This is a genomic window from Aquiflexum sp. TKW24L, assembly GCF_023502205.1.
Lineage (GTDB): Bacteria > Bacteroidota > Bacteroidia > Cytophagales > Cyclobacteriaceae > Cognataquiflexum.
On the sequence record NZ_JAMFLG010000048.1, the window covers coordinates 12464 to 29888 of the forward strand.

The 17425-nt window shown below is 43.4% G+C and carries 14 protein-coding genes; 6 read left to right on the plus strand and 8 right to left on the minus strand.

All coding sequences use genetic code 11. The features are described from left to right. Window positions 1-20 precede the first annotated feature (20 nt). Window positions 21-1655, plus strand: coding sequence for a long-chain fatty acid--CoA ligase (locus tag M3O96_RS19995; RefSeq protein ID WP_249723767.1), 1635 nt, complete (start codon window positions 21-23; stop codon window positions 1653-1655). Between the two features lie 780 nt (window positions 1656-2435). On the opposite strand, the gene M3O96_RS20000 is transcribed toward M3O96_RS19995, so the two are convergent. Further along, the gene (locus M3O96_RS20000) at window positions 2436-3029 is read right to left on the minus strand and encodes a gluconate 2-dehydrogenase subunit 3 family protein (protein WP_249723768.1); all 594 of its coding nucleotides are present in this window, start codon (window positions 3027-3029) and stop codon (window positions 2436-2438) included. A 4-nt stretch (window positions 3030-3033) separates the two neighbouring features. Continuing rightward, a complete protein-coding gene (locus tag M3O96_RS20005) occupies window positions 3034-4740 on the minus strand; it encodes a GMC oxidoreductase (protein ID WP_249723776.1) in 1707 nt (568 codons plus the stop codon). Window positions 4741-5062: 322 nt separating this feature from the next. Between M3O96_RS20005 and M3O96_RS20010 the strand changes: the two genes are divergently transcribed. The 4 genes from M3O96_RS20010 (at window position 5063) to M3O96_RS20025 (ending at window position 8505) form a co-directional block, all read left to right on the plus strand. Further along, window positions 5063-6001: a sugar phosphate isomerase/epimerase family protein gene (locus tag M3O96_RS20010; protein WP_249723778.1), complete on the plus strand. Its 939-nt coding sequence runs from the start codon at window positions 5063-5065 to the stop codon at window positions 5999-6001. Between the two features lie 13 nt (window positions 6002-6014). After that, window positions 6015-6461: a DUF2214 family protein gene (locus tag M3O96_RS20015; RefSeq protein WP_249723780.1), complete on the plus strand. Its 447-nt coding sequence runs from the start codon at window positions 6015-6017 to the stop codon at window positions 6459-6461. A 96-nt stretch (window positions 6462-6557) separates the two neighbouring features. Further along, window positions 6558-7592: a YCF48-related protein gene (locus M3O96_RS20020; RefSeq protein ID WP_249723789.1), complete on the plus strand. Its 1035-nt coding sequence runs from the start codon at window positions 6558-6560 to the stop codon at window positions 7590-7592. Window positions 7593-7761: 169 nt separating this feature from the next. Next, complete coding sequence (locus M3O96_RS20025; protein WP_249723791.1) at window positions 7762-8505, plus strand: 1-(5-phosphoribosyl)-5-[(5-phosphoribosylamino)methylideneamino]imidazole-4-carboxamide isomerase; 744 nt, start codon at window positions 7762-7764, stop codon at window positions 8503-8505. 210 nt (window positions 8506-8715) lie between these two features. On the opposite strand, the gene thrC is transcribed toward M3O96_RS20025, so the two are convergent. The 4 genes from thrC to M3O96_RS20045 all read right to left on the minus strand — a co-directional run bounded on the left by thrC (window position 8716) and on the right by M3O96_RS20045 (window position 14699). Beyond that, entirely contained in the window at window positions 8716-10035 is a 1320-nt protein-coding gene (thrC, locus tag M3O96_RS20030; RefSeq protein ID WP_249723796.1) for a threonine synthase, read from the minus strand. Window positions 10036-10571: 536 nt separating this feature from the next. Beyond that, a complete protein-coding gene (locus M3O96_RS20035) occupies window positions 10572-11501 on the minus strand; it encodes a homoserine kinase (protein ID WP_249723797.1) in 930 nt (309 codons plus the stop codon). Further along, entirely contained in the window at window positions 11501-13954 is a 2454-nt protein-coding gene (thrA, locus tag M3O96_RS20040) for a bifunctional aspartate kinase/homoserine dehydrogenase I (RefSeq protein WP_249723802.1), read from the minus strand. The genes M3O96_RS20035 and thrA overlap by 1 nt, the downstream gene beginning before the upstream one ends. Before the next feature lie 400 nt (window positions 13955-14354). After that, window positions 14355-14699 carry a cupin domain-containing protein gene (locus M3O96_RS20045; RefSeq protein WP_249723804.1) on the minus strand — a complete coding sequence of 115 codons (345 nt, stop codon included), beginning with the start codon at window positions 14697-14699 and terminating at the stop codon, window positions 14355-14357. A gap of 79 nt (window positions 14700-14778) precedes the next feature. Here M3O96_RS20045 and M3O96_RS20050 point away from each other — a divergent pair, with 79 nt between their 5' ends. Beyond that, window positions 14779-15207 (plus strand): META domain-containing protein, encoded by a 429-nt coding sequence (locus M3O96_RS20050; protein ID WP_249723806.1) that lies wholly within the window; start codon window positions 14779-14781, stop codon window positions 15205-15207. Between the two features lie 163 nt (window positions 15208-15370). On the opposite strand, the gene M3O96_RS20055 is transcribed toward M3O96_RS20050, so the two are convergent. Both M3O96_RS20055 and M3O96_RS20060 read right to left on the minus strand, forming a co-directional pair. After that, the gene (locus M3O96_RS20055; RefSeq protein WP_249723807.1) at window positions 15371-15973 is read right to left on the minus strand and encodes a DUF2179 domain-containing protein; all 603 of its coding nucleotides are present in this window, start codon (window positions 15971-15973) and stop codon (window positions 15371-15373) included. A 175-nt stretch (window positions 15974-16148) separates the two neighbouring features. Further along, window positions 16149-17330, minus strand: a complete 1182-nt coding sequence (locus M3O96_RS20060) for a CynX/NimT family MFS transporter (RefSeq protein ID WP_349630864.1) — start codon at window positions 17328-17330, stop codon at window positions 16149-16151. Window positions 17331-17425 lie beyond the last annotated feature (95 nt).

Sequence of the window (17425 nt, forward strand, 5' to 3'; positions counted from 1 at the left end):
AATAATCTAAATTTTTAAGAATGGAAGGCCTAATAATGGATTACCCGCTCACTACTAATACTATTCTTGAGTATGGAAACAGTGTTTATCACCATAAAAAAATAGTAACTTATTTACCAGATCGAACCCGACATGAATATAGTTTTGGGGATCTGTACAGGCGTTGTAAAAAGTTAGCCAATGCATTAACCCATAAATTGGGAATAGCAAAAGGTGACATGGTAGGAACTTTTGCTTGGAATCATGGTCCCCATGTAGAGTTATATTATTCGATTTCCGGTATTGGGGCCGTATGTCAGACTATAAATATCCGTTTGTCCAGCAATCAAATAGAGTATATTATCAATAATTCGGAGGATAAAGTAATTTTTGTTGATGCCACATTGGTTCCTCTTTTAGAAAGAATAGCTCCGCTTCTAGAAACTGTGCAACATTTTATATTATTGAATGCACCTAAAGACTTTGTAACCACTTTGCCTAATACCTTGCATTATGAAGAATTGCTAGCCGATCAATCGGAAGATTTTAACTGGCCCAAACTAAATGAAAATGACGCTTGCGGCATGTGTTACACGAGTGGAACTACAGGTTTGCCAAAAGGAGTTTTGTATTCTCATAGGTCAACATTTTTACACGCCTCCACAATTATGTCCCCAAATGCAGGAAATTTTAGCAATAGGGATACCGTTCTTTTGATCGTACCCCAATTTCATGTGATGGCATGGGGTTTTCCATACCTGTGTCTCCTGTCTGGTTCAAATATGGTACTCCCCTCTTCTAATTTACAGCCTGATGATCTCATCAAAATCCTTATAGAAGAAAAAGTGACCAAAGCCAACGGCGTTCCAACCATTTGGCTAGGTGTCTATCATGCAATGAAATTGAATCCACCAAAGGAAAAATTGGTGCTTCAAGAATATTTGGTCGGGGGATCCGCACTTCCAAAAAGCCTAATTGAGGGTTTTGAAAAAGACTTTGGAATAAAAGGTGTTCAGGCTTGGGGAATGACCGAAACCTCTCCACTGGGAACTGTAAGTCGAATACAGCCAAAGCATGAGCATTTATCTGAAAATGAAAAAATGGAAATTCGTGCCAAACAAGGTATTGCCTTTCCCGGTGTGGAATTAAGGATTGTTACTGATGATGGGGCTTTAGCTCCAACAGATGGCAAAACTATGGGAGAACTACACGTTAAGGGGGCATGGACTCTAAGTTCCTATTTTAAAACCAATAATAATGAAAGCTTTTCAGAAGATGGTTGGTTTAAAACAGGCGATGTGTGCACGATCGATGAAGATGGATATATGGAAATCAAAGATAGAACCAAGGACCTTATAAAAAGTGGCGGCGAATGGATCTCGAGTGTCGCGCTGGAATCTGCATTGATGGCTCATCCCAAAGTTAGAGAAGCGGCTGTAATTGCGATACCTGATGAAAAATGGGTAGAAAAACCTTTGGCATTAATAGTCTTGGTGGACAATAAAGGGGAAGTTTCAATGGAAGAATTGATTGAGTTTTTATCCAGAGATTTCGTGAAATATCAGATTCCCAAAGATTATATTTTTATCAATGAAGTCCCAAAAACCAGTGTGGGTAAATTTGACAAAAAAGAAATTAGAAGACTATTTGCAGCCGGGGAACTTGGCTCCAACTAGGCAAAATATAACTTTCCTCTTTTAAGATCCAGATAATCTTGATCCCAATATCCCAATATAGCCTTTTACCCAAGGAAATATGGAGGCAATTCCTAGAATTTTTTTCGTTTAAAAGAATAACGCTTTTATCTTGATAGCATCATATGATACTATCAAGGAGGTTCAATTGAACCACCACTTTTAAAATCCCCCACTGCTTAATTTATTATATTTATCAATATGACCCTAGAAATCATATCTAGCGAATTGCTAGACAGTTTTATTCAAACGCTAAAGGGACCGCCTCTTGATAGGCTGTCCCAGATGAAGAAAGCGGAAATTGATAGAAGAAAAGCCATCGGATAAATCAAGGGGCATAGACCTCAAATCTTTGTAATAAACAACATCAACAACGGACCCAGGAGGGGCGTAGCCCTGAAATCTTAAAAAACCTTTGGCAAATACGCGTGAATGACAGATCGCAGGGCTACGCCCCTTGCGTTTTTCCCTTCATAAATTCTTGCTACGAAGATGGTAGGGCTATGCCCCTTGAAAAGAATCGGGATACCTGCTCTTCAATCTTCCCATTTGATGAATATCCCAATGGATTTCAAATCAAGAACAATTCTGATAGACAAAGGGGGCCTAGCCCTCAAATTTTTGTAATAAACAAAATTAAAAACGGACCCAGAGGGGCGTAGCCCTGAAATCTTTAATAAATGCCAATTTCCCACAAAGGTTAAGAGCCTTTGCCCAAAAACACCTCAAACAAAAAAACCGCCTTTCGACGGTTTTTGTTTTTTATAGACTCCATGTATTTCCCACATCGGAGAGGGGAATACAGCTGAGGTATTCTCCCGGGATAGGATCATAGCTGAGGACGTTTTTGCCAATCTCCTCGGAAGAGAAGTATGCGGAAATTGCCATGGCCTTCAGTGAACGGTAGAAACCAACAGGTTCCTGGTCCCCGACGGCAGTACCCCAAACCCTTGGATTGAATTTCGGGGAACTCGCCTCAGCGGCTTTGAGGCAGGCAGTTTTGTCTTCCTGACTCAGGTCAGCAAAGACATCGCCATAGGTGGATTTGCAGTCAGCATTGAACTTTTCAATATCCGCCACCAATTTATTCAGTGCTTCTTTGTTGTAGGTCTTGGCAAAAACCAAGTCCATAAAGATATCGGTCTTCACATCCAAAGCGCCCGGTGTTTCGGTCTTTGGCAGGATGGTATCTACAAATGAGGAGATAAACCTCGTCTGATCTTCATTCAAAAAGACCGGTTGCCAAGTCAGTCTATCCTGCTTGGCGCAGGATTGAAGCATGGAAAGTATTGTCGGGGCGGCTATTGCCGATCCTGCGAATAGGGCTGTTTTTCTAAGTGCGTCTCGTCTGTTCATGGCATTAGAGGTTATTTTTTTTGAGTTCGTCGACGGCAAAGTTGGCTGCACGGGCAGTGAGTGCCATGTAAGTAAGCGATGGATTGACGCAGGAAGAGGAAGTCATGCATGCGCCATCGGTCACAAACACGTTTTTGCAGTCATGCACTTGGTTATTTCCATTGAGGACAGAAGTCTTTGGATCGCGTCCCATGCGTGCGGTACCCATCTCGTGGATGCCATAGCCCATTTCATGCTTGTTGTCAAAGTCCATGACATTTTTCAATCCGGCACGGTCCAACATTTCTTTGGCATCGATGCGGATTTGCTCGTTCATGGCGAGTTCGTTTTTGCCCCATTCCGCATCTATCGACAATGTCGGCTGACCCCATTTGTCGAGGACGTCTTTGTTGAGGTAGATTTTGTTTTCATGGTATGGAAGGCATTCTGCAAAACCCGTAATGAAGAATTCCCATGGTCCGGGCTTCATCATGCGGTCTTTGAAGTCTGCGCCAAAATCATCGGCATTGGCTCCTCCGCCCCAATTTCCTCTTCCGCCACCTCCTTGATAACCAAATCCTCTGACAAATTTGTCAGATTTGGTTTTGTCATCGAGGTTGACATAGCGTGGAATGTAGATGCCATTCGGACGGCGGCCTTTGTAGTATTGGTCGTCAAATCCTTCGACAACACCCATTGCACCGACACGGTAAGTATGGTCCATGAGGTTGTGTCCCAATTCCCCGCTGTCATTGCCGAGTCCGTTAGGGAACCGGTCAGAAGTAGAATTCAACAAGATCTGTGTACTGCTTAGCGTGGAGGCATTGCAGAAAATTATTTTGGCATTGTACTCGATGACTTCGCTTGTTTCCGAATCGATGATTCTTACTCCGGTTGCCCTTCCTTTTTCCTTGTCATAGATCAGTTCCTGTACAATGGAAAAAGGCCGGATTGTTAGGTTTCCGGTCGCATGGGCAGCTGGAAGTGTTACGGCATTGCTGCTGAAATAGGCACCATAAGGACAGCCACGGTCACAGCGGTTTCGGAATTGGCACTTGCCACGTCCGTTAAGCGGTTCGGTCAGGTGGGCCACCCTTCCGATGATCATATTTCTTCCTGAAAATTCTTTTTCTATTCTTTCTCTTACGTGTTTTTCCACGCAATTGAGCTCCATTGCAGGTAGAAAATGACTGTCCGGCAACTGGGGTAGTCCAAGTGCTTCACCGCTGATTCCGGCAAACTTCTCGACATAAGTGTACCATGACTCGATATCTTTGTATCGGATGGGCCAATCTACTCCGTGACCGTCTTTCATATTGGCTTCGAAGTCCAGATCAGACCAACGGTAGCACTGCTTTCCCCATAGGATGGACCGTCCGCCCATCTGATGGGCACGGATCCAGAGAAAAGGTTTGACTTCAGTATATGGATTTTCTAGGTCATTGGCGTGGAAATGATGGTTCATCTCTCCGATAAATCCGGACCTGTTTCCTTTGGGGTGAATGTCCCGCTGCTCGGGGGTAAGTCCACCTCGGAGCTCTGTATCCCACGGATCCAAAGTCATAGTGGGATAATCTACAACATGCTCTACAATTCTGCCACGCTCTAAGACGAGGGTTTTCAATCCCTTTTCGCAGAGTTCCTTGGCAGCCCATCCTCCGCTGATTCCCGAACCGATGACAATAGCATCGTAGGTCATCTCTTTTTTTGCATCGATATTAAAATTGGCCATTACAATAGGTTTATTTTGAAGGGCAAAATATAGGTATTTATCAGGAAAAGAGGGAGTCAGCTATCAGGATTTTACTTGGAAGGCTTTTAACCAAAAAGTTGATTCCCGCTGATGATGCAGATTGTCGCAAAAAAATTTTACGACAATTCAAATTTTTGAAAGGATTTCTCAAACCTTAATTAAAAATTTGGCTTTAGGGGCAATATCAATAAATATCCAATATCAATTAATATCTTCCTAAGGCCTATTAGGATAGTAGATTATTTACAAATTTACCTATATCTTGATATTGGATTTTAACCTTCCTGACCACTGACTTCTAATGACCGATCGCCGCAATTTTCTCAAATCTGCTCTACCACTAGGTTTGGGATTGGGGGTGTTGCCGATGCAGGAGATATTTGGTGCCCAAAAACCAAATGTCGCCGCAGTTTCCTCCGCCAAAATCAAAATTGGCTTAAATGCATGGTCTTACTATGTGCAGCTCTACAAATACCAAAAAGGAGAGGTCGGTGGCATGAGTCTAATTGACATGTTGGAAGAATGTGCCCGTCTAGAATTTGACGCTGTTGATCCGACAGGATATTTTTTCCCCGGATATCCGGCAAAACCGGAACGGAAGTTTATCAACGATTTCAAGCGTAGGGCATTTCAATTGGGGTTAGGAATAAGCGGAACGGGTATCAGAAATGATTTTGCCACTGTGGACAAATCCAAACGAAATGCAGATATCGCCTTAGCCAAAACATGGATAGAAGTAGCCGCGGAGATGGGTGCACCTGTCCTACGGGTTTTTGCTGGTGTGCAGCCCAAAGAACATACTTGGGATGAGACAGCCGTTTGGATGGCAGAGGCTTTGGCCGAATGTGCTGAGCATGGCAAGCAATATGGCGTGATCGTGGGCGTACAAAACCATGGAGACATGCTCAAAAGCGCCGATGAAGTTATCAAAATCCTAAAAATGGTCAATTCGGATTGGCTAGGAACGATCGTTGATACCGGGTTTTTGCTGACACCTGACCCTTATGCAGATATCGCACGTGTGATTCCCTATGCGGTCAATTGGCAAGTCAAGGAATTACTTGGAGACCGAAAAGGCGGTAAGATTGACATGAACAAATTGGTGGCTATCATCCGGAATTCCAATTATCGTGGATATGTTCCGATAGAGACCCTTCCCGCTCCCGATCCAAATGTGCCTTATGATGCCATGACCAAAGTCCCCGAATTGCTTGGTGAATTAAGAAAAGCTTTAGAATAAAAACATAATCTCTATGACCATAGAAATCCTCCTCCGGTATGTTCACTTTATCAGCATTTTCACAATAGTGGGGACCCTAGTTTCTGAACATTTATTGCTCAAAAATACAATGTCCCGCTCTGAGATCGGAAGACTGGCAAAAGTTGATGGTTTATATGGCTTGGCTGTGTTGATATTATTAGCTGTAGGCATGACCCTTTGGTTGGGTGGTTACGGGAAGCCAACTGAGTTTTACAGCAATAATTCCCTTTTCCATACCAAACTTACTTTGTTTATCGTCATAGGAATCCTCTCTATCTATCCTACAGTCTTTTTTATCCGAAACAAAAACGGTGACCAGCAAGAAAATATTTTGGTTCCAAAATCCATTTTTTGGATGGTTCGTTTAGAATTGTTGCTTTTATTTGTCATTCCGATTCTTGCAGGTTTGATGGCCAAAGGAATTGGAAGTGTTGGATGAAATCAAATTCAAAAAATTTCTGTTCAATCAATAATCCAAACAAATCCTCTAAATCTGACTGTTTTTAGACTTTTTGATAAATCTACTTCCCCAACTATGAAAAAGTACACGTCCCTTTTTTTGCTCAGCTTGTTATTTATCAGCTGTAGCAAACCAAAAAAAGTTGTCATTCCTGAAAAACCCACGGGCTGGCAAAAAATAGAAACTCCTACCAAAGCTTCATTACGTGGCCTGTCTCCAGTTACAAAACAGATAGTATGGGCAAGCGGATCCGATGGAACTTGGCTTAAAACTTTAGACGGAGGCGAAACTTGGGAATCAGGAATAATCGATGGGCTTGACTCCGCTGATTTCCGGGACATCGAGGGCATTGATGCCAATACCGCCATTGCGATGGCCTCCGGTCAGCCTGCAGTCATCTTCAAAACCAGTGATGGAGGCAAAACATGGATCAAAAAGTATGATGGACCCAAGGAAGCATTTCTCGACGGGATGTTCTTTATTAAAAATGCAGGTTATGTAATCGGTGATGTGGTAGATGAAAAGTGGATGGTATTGGAAACCAAAGATCAGGGAGAAACCTGGCACGAACTGGAATTAGGTCCCAATGGTCCAATAGGCGGAGGGTCCTTTGCTGCGAGCGGTTCAGGGATATTGGCAGATGAGGACAATATTTGGTTTGCCAGTGCAGGGAAAGACAGTAAGATTTACCATTCTGCAGACAAGGGTTTTCATTGGGAAAAGTACAGCACTCCCATCATACAAAATGAGGACTCCCAAGGCATTTTTTCAATGGCGAGGATTGATATAGATGCCATAGTTGCTGTGGGAGGAGATTTCACCAAGTCAGATTCTGACTTAAACAACTGCATTATATCCATAGATAAAGGAAAAACATGGAGGCTTACTCCTGGAAAACGGCCAAGTGGCTATAGGTCAGGGGTTGAATTTTTCTCGAGGTTCGGGTGGTTGATTACCGTCGGACCAAACGGTTCAGATTTTTCCACTAATAGAGGTGATGATTGGGAAAGGTTTTCTGATGATGGATTTCATGCAGTCAAAGTGGATCATACCACCACCTCTGTCTGGGCTTCGGGTGCCAATGGAACTGTGGCGAAGCTTATTTATTAAATCTCGGGAGTGGCAAATAGCCTCCCCATTTAAAAATAGGTAAACTTTGAAGACGCTATTGTCAATTTCTGCTTTCTTGTATTATATTTAAAATCCTGATTAGAGATTAGGTTTTGAACTTAGCCGATCAGGAAATCGATAGATTTCCCAATCTCAACCTATTGTAGCTATGACTGATTTTGATATTATTCCTTCCATTTGGATCATCAACGGCAAATGTGTCCGACTGAAAAGGGGCGATTTTGCTACCGAGGAAGTGATTTCCAACAACCCCTTGGAGATTGCACAGGCATTTGAAGACCATGGCATCAAGTGGCTACATCTGGTCGATCTGGATGGAGCAAGAAGAGGAGAACCAAAAAATTATCATATTCTTGAAGCCATTTCCGGGTATACCAATCTGATTGTGGATTTTACAGGAGGAGTTTCGACAGATGGAGATCTGTTGAAATGCTTTGAATATGGAGCCAAAACAGTCACCGCTGCTTCTGTCGCAGCCACCTACCCCGATAGATTTGCTCAATGGATGGTGACCTATGGCCGCGAAAAAATTATTTTGGCAGCGGATACCAATCCCGAGCACATGAAGATCAAAACAAGGGGATGGCTGAAGAAGACCGAAATAGACCTTTTTGACCATATTGAGTATTTTTATGAAAGAGGCTTGAAATACCTGAAGGTTTCCGATGTGACACGGGATGGCGTGATGGAAGGACCAAATTTTGAATTGTATCAAAAAATTGTTGAAAAGTATCCGCTGATACACCTTGCTGCGAGTGGTGGAGTGAGGAATATTGATGACTTCAAAAGACTGAAAGATTTGGGCGTGACTGCAGCGGTGTTTGGAAGGGCATATTATGAAGGGCTGATTACACTCAAGGACCTCGACAAATTCATGGCAGAGAATAAATAGATCAAATCATTAGAAAGATATTCCCAAAGCCAACGTTAAGTTGGCTTTTTTTTATGTCGATCCGCCAAAGTCAGTTTATTCACTGACAAGCCTCAATTTAAAGCCACCACTTATTAAACTAGTAATCGAAGTGAGTGAAGACACTCACTAAGGCCAGGTGAGAAAATATCTTCCCAACATTAAAGACAATCACTTTGGGATTAACCTTTTTTATCTGTGTCCATCTTTTAAATCTGTAGTTAAAAATCCTTTAAACTCCTCATAGCTATTCCCCATCTGCAGGGATTGTTTTTCCCCTTTCATAAATTCCATCAATCTTTCAGGTATCGGTAAGTCAATGCCCAAAGTTTCGTCTACTACAGATTTGAATTTGGCGGGATGGGCGGTTTCCAGGAAAATACCGACATATTCATCTGGATTCATTTTCATGTAATTCCTCAAACCCAAATAGCCCACAGCTCCATGGGGATCCATGATATAACCTGTTTCTTCGTTGATTTGGACCATGGCTCTTTGGGTATCCTGATTGTCAAAATAGAAGCCTTTCACTTTACTGCGGAAAAGTTTTTCATCATTGCCATAAAGTGCCAAAAGCCTTGAAAAGTTACTCGGATTGCCCACATCCATGCTGTTGCTGATCGTGGCCACAGATGGCTTGGATTGGAAAGGATTACCCTCCAAAAAATCCGGTACAACCCGATTCACATTGGTGGAAGCGATAAAAGTATCAATCGGCAAACCCATTCTCTCAGCCAAAATCCCTGCCCCGAGATTTCCAAAATTTCCACTTGGAACTGAGATGGCTAATTTTTTATTGTTCTTTGGAAGTCGGGAATAGGCATAGAAATAATACAAACACTGGGGAATCCACCTTGCCACATTGATCGAATTGGCGGAAGTCAAGAGCATATTTTGATTGAGTTCGGGATCAGAGAAAGCCTGCTTCACCAAAGTCTGACAATCATCAAACACACCATCGACTTCAAGGGCAGTCACGTTTTCTCCCAAGGTGGTAAACTGCATTTCCTGCAATTTGCTCACTTTCCCTTTTGGATACAGAACAATGACCTCGACTCCTTTTACTTTAAAAAATCCATTGGCTACAGCACTTCCGGTATCGCCGGAAGTTGCGACCAAAACCCGGATTTTCCTTTCTTCACCTTCCATGAGGATCGCCATCAACTTGGAACAAAACCTTGCCCCAAAATCCTTGAATGCCAATGTCGGTCCGTGAAACAATTCCAAGGCATACACTTCTTCCTCCACTTTCACCAATGGCGCATCAAAAGCCAACGTATGGTCAACCAATTCTTTGATCTGATCTTCAGTCAAATCATCACTGAATAGTTCTCCAATCACTTCATATCCGATTTCGCGGAAAGTCATCTTGGGTAAATTCTCAAAAAACTCCTTTGGCAAAACCGGAATTTCCGTAGGCATATACAAACCCTGATCCGGAGCAAGTCCTTTGACCACGGCATCTTTTAGGCTGACTATATGGTGGGGGTTGTTGGTGCTGTAGAAGTGCATAAAGGGTTGGAAGGTTTCAAGGTTTAAAGGTTGGAAAGTTTTTGGGTTGTAATTGTTGTCTGCTTCCCGTTGTCAGGTTGTCGAGTTTCGGGTTGTCGGGTTTAATTGTTGTCAAGTTGGGGGTTCCGTTATTCTCAGTCTTTAACATTTAAAAAGATGTTCAGAAATAGGAGTGATCTTGATGTGAAACCAAATTGGCTTGGACAAGCTTAGCCATCGGGGTTTATTGGGCGCTAGGGGAGGAGGGAAAAGCGGCGCAGCCGCTTTTCCCTCCTCCCCTTCAAGATCACAAAATTCCCGTTCCCTGAGCTTGTCGAAGGGTGAATTTTCAAATCTTTCATTAGTAGTGATCCTGTCCGCTGTATTGGAGAAGAACCTCTATTTTTGGTTTTAATTGTTGTAGTGGTTGTAGTGATCTTAATGTTTTCAGGTTGTAATGGTTGTCGTGTCCAAGCATTCTTCATTATTAATTCATAATTCTGAATTACAGGCTCTTGCTTCCTGTCTCAAATCTCAAGTTTCAAATCTCACATCTCCTATACTACAAAAGCTCCCCGCTTATTCACTTCCGAGACATACACATCGACGCCAAGACCGATTTTTTGGAATACTTCTTTGGCTTTTTCACCTGCCTCATGTGCGATGTCCCCATTTGGAGAAAGGACAAATATGGTCGGTCCTGAACCTGATATTCCCGAACCCAAAGACCCGATGGACTTGATTGCGTCCCGCAATTCATAAAATCCCGGAATCAGCAATGCCCGGGAAGGTTCAGCGATGACATCCTTCAAAGACCTGCTGAGCAAAGCCAAGTCGGACTTATACAATGCCGCAATGAATCCCGCAATATTTCCGGATTGCATCACCGACTCTTTGAGGGAAATCTGCTTGCGCAGCACACTTCTCGAATCGGATGTTTTCAGTTCAATATGGGGATGTACCAACGTACAGAAAATGCCTTCCGGAACAGGAAGCTTCACAATATCTAAAGGATCATAATCCCTGATCAACACAAATCCGCCCAAGATAGAAGGAGCAACATTGTCCGCATGGGCCGAACCGCATGCGATCCGCTCTGACTCCATCGCAAAAGGAACCAACTCTTCTTTGGTAAATGGATTGCCCAAAAGTACATTGGCAGCTTCCAAAGCGGCGGCGGCACTTGCAGCCGAGGAACCCATTCCTGAACCGAGCGGCAATCCTTTTTCAAGGAAAATATCAATTCCCTGTTTAGAGCCAAGCTTGTTTAGCATGGCCTGAATGGCTACAGAACAGGTGTTTTTCTCCGGCTCCAAAGGAAGTTTTCCCCCATCCCCTTCGATACCTGTCACTCTTAAAACTGAATCCTGATTGAAAGAAACCGTCACCTTGTCGCCCAATCTATCGATGGCAAATCCAAGGATATCAAATCCGCAGGACACATTGGCGACAGTTGCCGGGGCGAAAGCTGTTACGAATTGTCCCATTATCTGGAGAAGTTACCCAACCGTATCACATCCGCAAATACTCCGGCGGCGGTCACATCCGCACCTGCACCGGGACCTCTGATGATCATCGGGAAGTCATGGTAGCGCTCTGTAGTAAACAAGATCATATTGTCAGAACCCTTCAAAGTGTAAAAGGGATGTGTGCTGTCAAGAGAATTCAAACCTACTTTTGCTTTGCCGTTTTCCAAAGTGGCCATAAACCTGAGTTTCTCGCCTTTGGATTTGGCGGTTTCCAGCATTTGGGCAAACTCACCATCATGCGCTTGAAGTTTGACAAAAAACTCCTCTATCGAGGCTGTTTCCCTGCAATCTTCCGGAACCATGCTTTGAATAGTAATATCTTCAAAGTGTAAGTCCTGCTCGGCTTCCCTTCCCAAAATCAGGATTTTTCTCCCTACATCCATGCCACTCAAATCATCCCTTGGATCCGGTTCGGTATAGCCTTTTTCCTTGGCAATTTTGACTACTTCCGAAAAAGGCGCACCCTTTTCCAATTCACTGAAAATATAATTCATCGATCCGCTCAAGACCGCTTCGATTCTGAGGACTTTGTCTCCGCTGAGCATCAAGTCTTGTAGGGTGTTGATTACCGGAAGGCCGGCGGCCACATTTGTTTCATAGAGAAACTTCACTCCCCGCTTGTAGGCGAGCTTTTTTAAGGCCTTGTAATTCTCCAAAGAACCTGAGTTTGCTTTTTTGTTTGGAGTGACGATTGCCACTTTGGCTTCCAAAACTTGCTCGTAAGTATCCGCCACTTCTTGACTTGCTGTGCAATCCACAAAAACCGTGTTGGAGAAGTTCATGTCTTCCATTTGCGTGATAAACTTCTGTAAATCCATTGGTCGAGCTCCTTTGGCGTCTTCAGGTGCCGGGCAATTTGCCAAGTCAAAACCATCTTCATGGAAAGCCATAAATCTTGAATTGGCAATCCCGTGGATCTGCACATCCAAATCGTTTTCTTTCTGAAGCTTTTTTCTCTGCAAGGAAATCATCTTGATCAAAGCTTTTCCGATCAATCCAACCCCTATTAAAAAGACGTGCAACACTTTGTTTTCCGAAAGGAAAAATGCCTCATGGAGTGCGTTTAGTGCTTTTTGAAGATCGGATTGGGAGACTACCGCAGAGATATTCAATTCTGAACTTCCCTGGGCAATGGCATAAACGTTGACATTGTTTCTTCCCAAAGCCATAAACATCCTGCCACTCGCACCGGGATTGTGTTTCATATTTTCTCCCACAGCAGCGACTACAGCCATCTCCGAAACCACGATCACAGGATCCATTTCCGTATTTCGGATTTCATTGATAAATTCCTTTTCTATCGCTTCTTTGGCAAGGTAAACTTCATTGGTTCGGATGGCCACACAGATACTGTGCTCTGAGGAAGCCTGACTGATAAGGATGACATTCACTCCGGCATCTGCCAAAGCCCCAAAAACCCTATAGCTAACCCCGACAACTTCAATCAACCCTGCGCCCTGAATATTCAGAAGAGATATTCCCGCCAAGGAAGAAATCCCCTTGATAAGTTTTCCTGTTGGCGCGTCACTGTTGATCAGGGTTCCGGGGTGCTCAGGTTCAAAGGTATTTTTGATGTAAATCGGAATTCCCTTCCGCATCGCAGGCTGCATTGTGGCAGGGAAAATTACTTTTGCCCCAAAATGGGAAAGCTCCATGGCCTCATTGTATGTCAACTGAGGAATGGTAAACGCTGAATACACCAACCTTGGATCTGAAGTCATCACACCGGAAACATCTGTCCAGATTTCTAGAAGATCCGCTGTAAGAGCAGACGCAAAAATCGCAGCAGTATAATCCGAACCGCTTCTGCCAAGTGTGGTGGTTTCGCCTTTTTCGGTTGAGGCTACAAAACCTGTGATAATTTTCATCCCGGGATGGGAATGGAAGTAATCCTGGATCAGGTCATTGGTTACAGGAAAGTCCACCTTGGCATTGCCAAAGCGGTTATTGGTACGGATGACTTCTCGCGCATCCAGGTAGTGGGTATCCAAACCTTCGACTTTCAAGGCTTCCGCCAAAACGAATGCAGACAACCTTTCCCCAAAACTTCCCACATAATCCAAGGTCTTGGGGGAACATTCTTTGATCAGGTAAATACCGTGGAAAAGGTCCTCCAATTCATTGAAGCGGACTTTGACATAAGTCAGGACAGTGGATTGCTGCTGAATGGGAATCAGTTGTCTGACCAAATCATAATGCCGGTCTTCCAAAACCTTGATCTCGTCGGTGTAGGATTTGTCACCTTCGCGGGCTTTGATGGCACTTCGGAGCAAAACTTCCGTGACGCCTCCTAAAGCAGAAAAAACAACTGCGATTTCATCCTTTTTGGCCTGTTTCTTAATGATCTGAAACACCTTCCGGATATTTTCCTGGTTGGCTACTGACGATCCTCCGAATTTTAAGATTTTCATAAAAATGAATTTTTTGATTTTGGCGTATATCCAATGCTGTTGAGGTCCAAAATGGACCTAAAGATAAGGGGTCTATATGGATTTGAAAACGGGATTACCCCGTAATAGTGGTGGTTGTAAAAAACATGGAAGTAGATCCACCCAAAACACAGCTTTCTCCGGCAGGGGAGAGATTCCAATTGTTGAGTTCATTTGCTGTGAAAAACATAGAATGCTTTTTTTGATGCGGCAATCTTAAGGACAATTTCCCGAAATGCAAAAATGTTTTGTTGTTATTTTAAAGAATTGGGAGTTTGATTATCAATTCATCAGCCATTATGGAGAAATCTTAATTTTATTTTAATCTAATGGGCAAAAGATAATTTGGAAACTAAGGTCGTGGCTTGATAGCTAACTGCCGTTATTTTTCAGTTTTCAAAAAGTCCTCCCGCATGGGACTGAACACATCGATCAGCACTCCCGGCTCGATGCATACCACTCCATGCATGACATGTGGCTTGACATAGTACCCGTCCCCGGTTTTGATCCTTTTAGTCTCTGTTCCAATGGTCATGTCAAAAATACCGCTTTCCACATACGTCACCTGACTATGGGGATGACTGTGCATGGAACCGATCGCGCCCGCCTCAAATTTGACCTTGACCATCATGACTGACTCATCATAACCATACATTTTCCTTTGGATTCCCTGATCGGCATCCTGCCATGGCAGATCATTCTCAAATTGAAATGGTGTACTTCTCATTGGGATAAAATAAAGGATTGAAATTTGATTTTATTGGAATTCCCTGACTAAATTAGGTCAACTCTTCACATGTAATCTTATGAAAAAAATTTCAGGTATCATTATTTTGACGATTTTCTTGGGTTTTTCCTCCTGCAGTTCGGTAGGTAATATAAATCCAATGAGCCTTTTGACCGGAAACAATTGGGTGCTGAACTCCATGTTGGGAAAAGCTTTGGATCCTGAAAAATTTGCCGGTGGCCTACCTTTTCTCAATTTTCAGGAAGGTGGAAAATTAGCAGGGTTTGCTGGATGTAATAATTTCAACGGCAACTTCAACCTGGAAGGAACCACCCTAAAGTTAGACCCCGGTGCCATGACCAGAAAAGCTTGTGAGGGAGATGGGGAAAAAGATTTCACCTCCGCCCTGTCCCAAGTTGCCAACTTCAAAGTCAACAAAAACAAACTAACCTTACTTGACGGGGCCGCCAAAGAACTGATGAGCTTCATTCCGCAGGCGAAACCTTAAAGAAAAAGATATTGATGGATATTGGACCGAAGTGGAAGTTAAAGTAGGATTTGATGTTTTCCGCGCAAGAAAGGGAATAGCAAAAAAATCGGAGATGGATTTTATTTCGTCTTCGATAACGTTATAACCTTCCAACTTTTTAACATTCTAATATTTTCAACCCTTACTTCCTCACCCTACTCCATACCTTCGTCGTAAATCTCGGTTTGTCGTCCATCACATTGAGGTCATCTTCACTGATTCTTTTGACACTTTCGATGGTGTAGAATGCTTTGTCATTGATTGACTTTACTTTTCCGATAAAGCCAGTAAGGTCATCCCGCTTCATGACGGTAAAGAGCAGATTCACCTTGCCATAGCGTCCTTCAGCACCCACAGAAGTAAACCTGAAATTTCGTTCCTTCATGTATTCGATCAATGCAGGCATCGGTTCAGGAGTAATCACACGGACCAAAACCCTTCCCAAGGCGAGTTTTTCCTCAATCGTCATGCCTACATATGTTCCCATGGCGAAGCCTCCTGCGTAAGCTACATAGGACATGGGATTGTCGATATTCTGAAAAATCTGCCCGATCGCCAAAAGCCAGATCAGGGATTCAAAAAAGCCCAAAATAGGAGCGATGTTCTTTTTGCCATTCATGACAAACATGATCCTGAGCGTGTTGATAGACACATCCATCACCCTTGCGCAGAATATCAGCAAAGGCATAATCACATAATTGAATACTTCAGGCGGGATCCCTATTGAAGTAAAATACTCTTGCATCGCAGTTTAATTTTTTTGCAAAGGTAACAGCTTCGCCATTTGGAAACGTCCGAAACCAAAGAATATTCTTTGACATTCGTCCACTGTCCACAGACGACGGACAACCGCCGGCTCAAATGAACTTCAAGACTTCATCTTTTTGGAAAAAAGGAATTTTGACAACTCGCTTTGGGTATTAAATGACTTTGGCAACTCCAGACTTTGCTCCAAAATAGATAAACAACACCGAACAGCTGAGCATCAGGTAGATGAGAAAATCCCAATCATGAAAAATATCGAAGGTTATTCCAAATAGAAGCGGCCCCAAAGCGGCAAGGTAATAACCGGTGGATTGGACCATTCCGGAAAGTGAGGCAGTAGTTTTTTGGTGGTGGGTACGCAATCCGATCAAGGTATAGGCAAGTGAAACACTTGAACCCAATCCCAATCCTGCCAAGGCAAGTCCGGCATAATTCACCCAATGCGTTTGGCTGAACAGCGAGGAAAAACTGATCAGGTACATAAACCCTATCACCACGGCAATACCAACTTGGTCCTTGAACCTGACCGCAATCATCGGCGCTAAAAATGACCCGATCAACCCGATCATCTGCATAATGGATAAAATCAATCCAGCCTCAACTGCTGAAAACCCCCTTGAAACCAACATATCAGGAAGCCAGGCAATGATGGTGAAATACAGCAAAGACTGCACGCCCATAAATAGGCAAACATTCCATGCCAAGCTCGATTTCCAGACATTTACTTTCGCATGGGTATCAGCAGTCTTTTTGTTTTTGGGATGCAACTTGACCTGAGGCCACCAAATCAAAATCCCCAATACCAATAATCCCGCCCAAGTCAACAACGATCCTCTCCATCCCCAACCCAAGTCAATGGCCATGGGGGCAGAAATGCCGGATGCAACCGCAGCAAATAAACTCATGCCTGTGGTATAGGACGCAGTAATCAGCCCGATTTGGGTAGGCAAAAGGTGCTTGATCAAAGGAATCAACAACACATTGCAGATGACAATCCCGATTCCGGTCAGGCCTGTTCCGATAAAAAGCCATTCCGGTCCGCCTTGAACCCTGATGACTGTGCCGATAAGGATCAGGACCAAGGCATAAAGGATGGCTTTTGAGTTACCGAGTTGCTTGCCTATGGCTGCCGAAAAAAGAGAAAACGTAGCAAAGGTCAACAGCGGTAAGGTGGTGAGAAATCCTGCCCAACCATTGGAAAGGCCCAAGTCCTCCCGGATCATGGGTATCAATGGTCCGACGGCAGTAATGGAAGGCCGCAAGTTGAAGGAAACCAACAAAATCCCCAAGATCAGGAACCAGGGTTTTTTATAAAAGGGTTGGGGCTTGGGAGTCAACTGGGTTGTTATTTATAGGAGGTTCCATTTTTTTAAAAAAAATAGAGACGAGAATCAAGACAATGAAATAGAAGGCATCTTAAAATTTTTCAATT